Here is a 2,032-nt window from a genome sequence, read left to right as displayed (position 1 = left end):
TTTTCCAGGGGCGTCATTATAACCATTGGCACTGTTTATTCCCTCCTTGTCGCTCTTTTTCATGATTGTTGAGAAACTTGACAAATCAGGGTATTTCAATATCATGATATGCTAGGTACTTTTCTCGAGGCATCGGCACAGGAGCGACAGCCGCGTTCCCGTTTCCTCCTCTGCTTGGCGGCACTCCATCGGCCCGTCTCGGTGTTTTTCAGGCATCGCCCCGTTTTTACGAGCTCCATGAACCCTCATGAGCAGGGGTTCAAAAAAATACAGGATCGAAGGAGTTGTGAGCGCATGCAGTCGAAAAACAAGGAAATTCTCGTCATGGGTTTCGCCCTGTTCGCAATGTTCTTTGGCGCAGGTAACGTCATTTTCCCGCCCTATATCGGGATCATGGGGGGCAGCGATTGGCCCGTGGCCCTTTTGGGGTTCACGATCACGGGCATGGGCATGCCCCTCCTCGGGCTGCTCGCCACATTCAGGGCGGGCGGCGATGTCGACAGATTCGCGGGAAAGGTCAGCCTGTCCTTCGCCAAGCTCTTCAACTTCGCCATTCTCCTCTGCATCGGGCCGATGTTCGCCATCCCCCGGACCGCGGCGACGACCTTCGAGGTCGGCATCCTTCCTTACCTGGGACCCCTTCACGCCAGCCCCATCATGGGAATCTCGTGGGAGGCGATCGCCGTCTCCGCGGTCTTCTTCATTATCACCCTCCATTTTTCGCTCAACCCCTCCAAGATCGTGGACCAGATCGGAAAGTACTTCACGCCCGTGCTGGTCTTCATGCTGGGCTTCGTCATCCTCAAGGGCATCATCGCCCCTGTCGGCCAGCCAATCGCCCCCCGCGTCCCGAACGCCTTTGCCATGAGCTTCACCGAGGGGTATCAGACCATGGACGCGCTCGCCTCGATGGCCTTCGCGGCGATCATCATGGCCAACATCATGAGCCGCGGACACGGGAACACCGGCGAGGGGATGGCCATGGCCGTCAAGGTCGCCATCGTGGCCATGCTGGGCTTCCTCTTCGTCTATGGAGGGCTCATCTATCTGGGCGCCACCGGATCGGGGTTCTTCCAGGGCACTGAGGGCCATACCAAGATCACCGTCGAGCTCATCAGCAGGATCGGGGGCGACTTAGGCCGATACGCCCTGTCCATCTCCGTCCTCTTCGCCTGTCTCACCACGGCCATCGGACTGACCACGGCGGTCTCCGAGTACTTCGAAAAGCTCCTGAACAGGGCGGTGACGTACAGGAGCCTGGTCTGGATCATCGTCCTGGTCAGTGCGGTCCTCTCCGTCTACGGGGTCAAGTACATCATCTCCCTGTCCGTTCCGGTGCTCTACGCCCTTTATCCCGTGGCCATCGTCCTGATCCTGCTGAACCTCTTTGATTTCGGTTTCAGCACCGGACTCTACCGCGGAGCCGTCGCCGGGGCGTTTCTGATGGGCATCCTCTATGGAATGCAGCATGTGAGCGCCGTCGCCGACCGAGTCAAAGATATGCTGGTCTCCATTCCCCTGGGGCCGGAGGGATTCGCCTGGATCTTCACCGCCCTCATCGGCGCGCCCTACTTCTTCTACCTCCTCCGACGGAAACTCTAATGGCACTGCACATCCACAACCTGCACAACGGCTACGGCGACGCCAAAATCCTGCACGGCATCACCGCCACCCTGCCCGCAGGCAAAATCACCGCGCTCATCGGCCCGAACGGCTGCGGCAAATCCACCCTGCTCAAAACCCTCGCCCGCCTGCTGCCACCGCAAAGCGGCGACATCACCCTCGACGGCGAAGCCATCTACCACATGAGCCCGCGCCGCTTCGCGCGCCGCCTCTCGCTCCTGCCGCAGCACCACATGGTGCCGGAAGGTATCAACGTGCGCACCCTCGTCGGCTACGGCAGAAGCCCCTACCTCAACCTCTGGGGACGGCTCGGCAAAGCCGACCTGGACATCGTCGCGCGCGTCATGGCGGCCACCCACACCGACACGCTCGCCGACAAGCGCGTGGACGAACTCTCCGGCGGCCAACA

2 protein-coding genes are annotated in these 2,032 nt (G+C 60.4%); both read left to right on the top strand.

Annotation, left to right across the window (positions count from 1 at the left end):
* Positions 1 to 294: 294 nt before the first annotated feature.
* Positions 295 to 1,602, top strand: a complete 1,308-nt coding sequence (gene brnQ, locus Q0176_RS05985; protein WP_299300230.1) for a branched-chain amino acid transport system II carrier protein — start codon at positions 295 to 297, stop codon at positions 1,600 to 1,602.
* Positions 1,602 to 2,032 (top strand): ATP-binding cassette domain-containing protein (locus Q0176_RS05980; protein ID WP_299300228.1); only part of this gene is annotated, 431 nt, incomplete at its 3' end. The genes brnQ and Q0176_RS05980, both read left to right, overlap by 1 nt.

Origin of the sequence: uncultured Fretibacterium sp. (assembly GCF_938040765.1) — a bacterium.
GTDB lineage: Bacteria > Synergistota > Synergistia > Synergistales > Aminobacteriaceae > CAJPSE01.
The sequence above is the reverse complement of the archived record's forward strand: the minus strand, read 5'-3'. Positions and strand labels throughout refer to the sequence as shown.

Excerpts from the sequence above, each read along its gene's own strand:
- brnQ (WP_299300230.1), top strand. The coding sequence starts at position 295 with ATGCAGTCGAAAAACAAGGAAATTCTCGTCATGGGTTTCGCCCTGTTC.